Below are 6,101 nucleotides of genomic sequence, written 5' to 3' on the forward strand. Positions count from 1 at the left end.
TCGCCACCGCAGCCGGGAAGGAGTCCTCCGTGGCACTTCCTGGGCAGGCCACCGACCGGTGGGAAGACGGGTTAACCGCGTCCTTCCTGGCCGGTGATGAGCAGGCGCTGGCCACCGCCTACCGCGAGTTCGCCCCGCTGGTGCATACCCTGGCCCTGCGCTCGCTGGGTGACCGTGCGGCGGCGGACGACGTCACCCAGGAAGTCTTCATCAGGGTGTGGCGGTCGCGGACTTCGTTCAACCCGCACACGGCCCGGCTGCCGGCCTGGATTGTGGGCATCACCCGGAACGCCATTGCCGATGCCAGGTCCGTCTCCGCGCGGGAAGTCCGCAAAGCGGTGGCGGCAGCCGGCGCCGGGATGGCGGACGAGCCGGGCGCCGGAACCGAGGCGGCAGAGGTCCTGGCGGACCGCCTGCTGCTGGACGGGGAGCTGGAACGGCTGGGCGAACCCCAGGGCTCCATCATGAAGCTCGCCTTCTACGACGACCTGACGCATGAGCAGATCTCGCGGAAACTTGGCCTTCCGCTTGGTACCGTCAAGAGCCACATCCGCCGCAGCCTGACGCACTTGAGGAAAAGATTGGAGGTAGACCATGCCGCACCTTGATCCGGAAGAGTTGAGCCTCCTTGCCCTGTATGACGACTGGGACGACGCCGTCAGCCGGATGCACCTGGAGGAGTGCCCCGCCTGCGCCTCCGAGTTTGCCGCGCTGCGTCGCACCGTGGATGCAGTGAAAACGACGCCGGACACCAGCCGGCTCTCCGTTCCCGGACCCCAGGTGTGGGACGGCATCCACCGGGAACTGGGACTTTCCGCGTCAGTGCGGGAGGATCCGCTGGCCGCCGCCGGGCAGCAGGGCCACCTGCCGCCGTCGGCCATTGCTCCGCCGTCGAACATTGCTCCGCCGTCGAACATTGCTCCGCCGTCGGCCACTGCGCCGACGCCGGCCATTGCCCCGCCAACAGACTTATCCCAGGCCCGGGCCGCCAGGAAGGGCCGTGCATGGTGGCAGCGGAGCGGAACCTGGCTGGTGGCAGCGGCCGCTGCAGTGGTGGTGGCCCTCGGCGGGATCTGGGCGCTCAACCGGCCGGCCCAGCCACTGCCGCTGGCGGAGGCCCAGCTGACCCCGCTGGCATCGTTCTCGGCAACGGGCTCCGCCCGGGTGGTGGAAGCGCAGGACGGCGCCCGCACCCTGGAGGTCCAGCTCAGCAAGGACGAGGCGCAGGGCTACCAGGAGGTGTGGCTGATCGCGCCCGACCTTTCCCGGCTGGTCAGCCTGGGCGTGATGAACGCGGACACCGGGACGTTCCAGGTGCCGGCGGGACTCGAACTCTCCGAGTACCCCATTGTGGATGTCTCGGACGAGCCGGTGGACGGAAATCCCGCGCACTCAAGCGTCAGCATCGTCAGAGGCACGCTCACTTCCTGACGTCCGTTTCCTCTCCTGCCGGCGCTTCCCGCCTGCGCCATTTGGTGAGTTTCTCCCACTGGGTCACGGCAAGCGCGGTCAGCAGTGCGGCCGCGGCGTGCAGGTACAGCAGCAGGTGCAGGTCCTCCGCGGCCTGGCCCGGCTCCGCTGCCGCACCAGGGGATGTGGCGTTCCCGTGGCCGTGGCCCGGCAGGGCGAAACCGCTGGCGGAGGAAAGCGCGCTGAAGGCGAGATGCAGGAGTTGCTGTGCCAGCCCTGCCCCCACGAGGACTGCCCATGGCGGAAGCCGCCGCGGCCCCGCCATGGCCGCCGCCATCCCGAGCAACGCTGCCAGCGCCACGACGATAAGGAGGGCCGGGGAACGGCCTCCCCCCAGCACATGTGCCATCCAGCCCAGGCCCGTTGCGAGGGGGCCGGCCAGCCATGCCAGGGAGCGGCTGCCCGCGCGCAGCGGTGGTTCGGCGTTGGCCATGCGGTCTCCCGGCTGGTGGAAAATTCTGTCACTTCTGTCCTTACCCATCTAAGCGCCGCGTCCCTGTGCTGTCCCGCTCCGGTGTGCAAGTTCTGGAATGTTTGCTGTTGACTTCAATCTTGTTAGCGCTCACAATTAACAGCAGGCCGCAGTGCTGCGGCAGCTATCTGGAGGATTTTCAATGAACGCAGTTGACGGCTCGGACGTCTTTGTTATCGGCGTGGATTACGGAACGCTGTCCGGCCGCGCCGTTGTGGTGCGGGTCCGGGACGGCAAGGAACTGGGCAGCGGGGTGTACGACTACCCGCACGCCGTGGTCACCGGCGCGCTGCCCGCGGACACAGCAGGCGACGGCGCCGCGCGGCTTCCCGGCGAATGGGCCCTGCAAGTGCCCAACGACTACCGGGACGTCCTGCGGAACGCCGTTCCCGCCGCGATCGCTGACGCGGGGATCGACCCCGCCGCCGTCGTCGGGATCGCCACGGACTTCACCGCCTGCACCATGGTGCCGGTCAAGGCCGACGGTACGCCGCTGAACGAGGTGCCCGGGTTTGCGAACCGCCCGCACGCCTACGTGAAGCTCTGGCGCCACCACGCTGCGCAGCCGCAGGCGGACAGGATCAACCGGCTCGCGGCCGAGCGCGGCGAGGACTGGCTGCCCCGCTACGGCGGACTGATCTCCTCGGAATGGGAATTCGCCAAGGGCCTGCAACTGCTGGAGGAGGACCCGGAGGCGTGCGCCGCGATGGACCACTGGTGGAAGCGGCCGACTGGATCGTCTGGCAGCTCTGCGGCACCTACGTCCGGAACGCCTGCACCGCCGGCTACAAGGGCATCTACCAGGACGGGCGGTACCCGTCCGAGGACTTCCTGGCCGCGCTGAACCCGCAGTTCAAGGACTTCGTCAGCAGCAAACTGGAGCACACCATCGGCCGCCTAGGCGACGCCGCCGGGTATCTCACCGCCGAAGCAGCGGCCTGGACCGGCCTGCCCGAGGGCATCGCCGTGGCGGTAGGCAACGTGGACGCGCACGTCACCGCTCCCGCCGCGCGGGCAGTGGACCCGGGCCAGCTGGTGGCCATCATGGGCACCTCCACCTGCCACGTCATGAACGGCACCGAGCTCCGCGAAGTACCGGGCATGTGCGGCGTGGTGGACGGCGGCATCGTGGACGGGCTGTGGGGCTACGAGGCCGGCCAGTCCGGCGTCGGCGACATCTTCGGCTGGTTCACCAGGTACGGTGTGCCGCCCGAGTACCACCAGGCTGCGGATGCCGCGGGAATGGGGATCCACGAGTACCTCACTGAACTGGCTTCCTCGCAGGCCATCGGCGAACACGGCTGATCGCGCTCGACTGGCACTCCGGCAACCGTTCCGTGCTGGTGGACCACGAACTCTCCGGCATCGTGGTGGGCCAGACCCTCGCCACCAGGCCAGAGGACACGTACCGGGCGCTGCTCGAGGCCACGGCGTTCGGCACCCGCACCATCGTTGACGCCTTCCGCGGGGCCGGCGTCCCCGTCAAGGAATTCATCGTGGCCGGCGGGCTGCTCAAGAACCGTCTCCTGATGCAGATCTACGCCGACGCCACCGGGCTGCAGCTCTCCACTATCGGTTCCGCCCAGGGACCCGCGCTGGGCTCCGCCATCCACGCCGCCGTGGCCGCCGGGAAGTATGCGGACATCCGGGAGGCCGCCGCCGCCATGGGTGCCGAACCCGGTGAGGTGTACACGCCCATTCCGGAAAATGTCGCCGCCTACGAGGAACTGTTCCAGGAGTACAAGGCGCTGCACGACTATTTCGGCCGGGGCAGCAACGACGTGATGCACCGGCTCAAGGCCATCCAGCGAAGGGCTTCCGGCTCGCTCCTGGCTTCCGGCCAGGCCGCCGTGGAGGTGCAGGCATGAGCGGCGCGATCCTCGAGACGATCGCCCGCATCCGCGAGGAAGTGTGCGCCCTGCACGCCGAGCTGACCCGCTATGAACTGGTGGTGTGGACGGCCGGCAACGTCTCCGCCCGCGTGCCCGGCAAGGACCTCATGGTCATCAAGCCGTCCGGCGTCTCCTATACGGACCTGACCCCCGGGCAGATGGTGGTCACCGACCTCGACGGGGTGCCCGTGGCGGGAAACGACGACGGCGAGTGGGGCAACCCGGTGCTGTCGCCGTCGTCGGACACGGCAGCGCACGCGTATGTGTACCGGCACATGCCCGAAGTCGGCGGCGTGGTGCACACCCATTCCACCTACGCCACCGCGTGGGCGGCCCGCGGCGAGGCCATCCCCTGCGTGCTCACCATGATGAGCGACGAGTTCGGCGGATCGATTCCAGTGGGCCCGTTCGCGTTGATCGGTGACGACTCGATCGGCCACGGCATCGTGGAGACGCTCAAGAACTCCAACTCGCCGGCGGTGCTGATGCAGAACCACGGACCGTTCACCATCGGCAAGGACGCCCGCTCCGCGGTGAAGGCGGCGGTGATGTGCGAGGAAGTGGCCCGCACGGTGCACATCTCCCGGCAGCTGGGCGAGCCGAAGCCCATCGACCAGGGCCACATCGATTCGCTCTACGCCCGGTACCAGAACGTCTACGGCCAGTAGCACCCTTTTCAGACTTAGATTCCCCAGGAGAACCCATGAGCACCGCAGCATCCACTTCCCTTGACGGCTATGAGGTCTGGTTCCTCACCGGCAGCCAGCACCTCTACGGCGAGGACGTCCTGAAGCAGGTGGCGGCCCAGTCGCAGGAGATCGCCAACCAGCTCAACGCCAGCTCCGCCGTCCCGGTCCGGCTGGTCTGGAAGCCGGTCCTGACCGATTCGGACGCCATCCGCCGCACCGCGCTGGAGGCGAACTCGGACGATTCCGTCATCGGCGTCACGGCCTGGATGCACACGTTCAGCCCGGCGAAGATGTGGATCCAGGGCCTGGACCTCCTCCGCAAGCCGCTCCTGCACCTGCACACGCAGGCCAACCGCGACCTGCCTTGGGCGGACATCGACTTCGACTTCATGAACCTCAACCAGGCCGCCCACGGCGACCGCGAGTTCGGGTACATCCAGTCCCGGCTCGGCATTGCCCGGAAGACCGTCGTCGGGCACGTCTCCAACCCGGAGGTTGCCCGGCAGGTGGGCTCCTGGCAGCGCGCCGCGGCCGGCTGGGCCGCCGTCCGCACGCTGAAGCTGACCCGCTTCGGCGACAACATGCGCAACGTGGCCGTCACCGAAGGCGACAGGACCGAGGCCGAGCTGCGTTTCGGCGTCGCGGTGAACACATGGTCCGTCAACGAGCTCGCCGACGCGGTGCACGCGGCCGCGGTGTCCGACGTCGACGCCCTGGTGGCCGAGTACCAGGACCTCTACGACGTGGTTCCGGAGCTCCGCGCAGGCGCGGCCCGGCACGAGTCGCTGCGGTACGGCGCCCGGATCGAACTGGGCCTCCGAAGCTTCCTGGAGGCCAACGGTTCGGCGGCGTTCACCACCTCCTTCGAGGACCTTGGTGCGCTCCGCCAGCTTCCCGGCCTGGCCGTCCAGCGGCTCATGGCCGCGGGCTACGGCTTCGGTGCCGAGGGCGACTGGAAGACCGCCATCCTAGTCCGCGCCGCGAAGGTGATGGGCGGGGACCTGCCCGGCGGCGCATCCCTGATGGAGGATTACACCTACCACCTGGAGCCGGGCTCGGAGAAGATCCTGGGCGCCCACATGCTGGAGGTCTGCCCGTCCCTGACTGCCGGCAAGCCGCGGCTGGAGATCCACCCGCTGGGCATCGGCGGCAAGGAGGACCCGGTCCGCCTGGTGTTCGACGCCGATGCCTCCCCGGGCGTCGTCGTCGCGCTGTCCGACATGAGGGACCGCTTCCGCCTGGTGGCCAACGCCGTCGACGTCGTTCCCCTGGACCAGCCGCTGCCCAACCTGCCGGTGGCGCGCGCCCTGTGGCAGCCGAAGCCGGACTTCGCCACCTCCGCCGCCGCCTGGCTCACCGCCGGCGCCGCGCACCACACCGTGCTGTCCACCCAGGTGGGCATGGACGTGTTCGAGGACTTCGCGGAAATCGCCAAAACCGAACTGCTCACCATTGACGAAGACACCACCATCCGCCAGTTCAAGAAGGACCTGAACTGGAACGCCGCCTACTACAAACTTGCTGGCGGCATCTAGCGAACTCACAGAGTTTTTGTCCAGATATGGCGGGCTGGAGTCC

Annotated in this window: 5 protein-coding genes and 1 pseudogene; 5 read left to right on the forward strand and 1 reads right to left on the reverse strand. The window is 68.6% G+C overall.

Annotation, left to right across the window (positions count from 1 at the left end; translation table 11 throughout):
• The first annotated feature begins 29 nt into the window (after positions 1 to 29).
• The gene (locus G205_RS09675; RefSeq protein WP_035752632.1) at positions 30 to 608 is read left to right on the forward strand and encodes an RNA polymerase sigma factor; all 579 of its coding nucleotides are present in this window, start codon (positions 30 to 32) and stop codon (positions 606 to 608) included.
• On the forward strand, positions 595 to 1,431 hold the full coding sequence (locus G205_RS09680) for an anti-sigma factor (RefSeq protein WP_009357841.1): 837 nt from the start codon (positions 595 to 597) through the stop codon (positions 1,429 to 1,431). Before G205_RS09675 ends, G205_RS09680 begins: the two co-directional genes overlap by 14 nt.
• Here G205_RS09680 and G205_RS09685 read toward each other — a convergent pair.
• Positions 1,421 to 1,903, reverse strand: a complete 483-nt coding sequence (locus G205_RS09685; RefSeq protein WP_009357842.1) for a hypothetical protein — start codon at positions 1,901 to 1,903, stop codon at positions 1,421 to 1,423. The genes G205_RS09680 and G205_RS09685 overlap by 11 nt on opposite strands.
• A gap of 181 nt (positions 1,904 to 2,084) precedes the next feature.
• On the opposite strand from G205_RS09685, the pseudogene araB reads away from it, so the two are divergent.
• From araB to araA, 3 genes and pseudogenes are all read left to right on the forward strand, one after another.
• Positions 2,085 to 3,810, forward strand: a pseudogene (araB, locus tag G205_RS23465) (ribulokinase).
• Positions 3,807 to 4,502, forward strand: coding sequence for an L-ribulose-5-phosphate 4-epimerase (locus tag G205_RS09695; RefSeq protein WP_009357843.1), 696 nt, complete (start codon positions 3,807 to 3,809; stop codon positions 4,500 to 4,502). The pseudogene araB and the gene G205_RS09695 overlap by 4 nt, the downstream one beginning before the upstream one ends.
• Before the next feature lie 35 nt (positions 4,503 to 4,537).
• Positions 4,538 to 6,058 (forward strand): L-arabinose isomerase, encoded by a 1,521-nt coding sequence (gene araA, locus G205_RS09700; protein ID WP_009357844.1) that lies wholly within the window; start codon positions 4,538 to 4,540, stop codon positions 6,056 to 6,058.
• Positions 6,059 to 6,101: the final 43 nt, after the last annotated feature.

The sequence above is a fragment of the Arthrobacter nitrophenolicus genome (assembly GCF_000332815.1).
GTDB lineage: Bacteria > Actinomycetota > Actinomycetes > Actinomycetales > Micrococcaceae > Arthrobacter > Arthrobacter nitrophenolicus.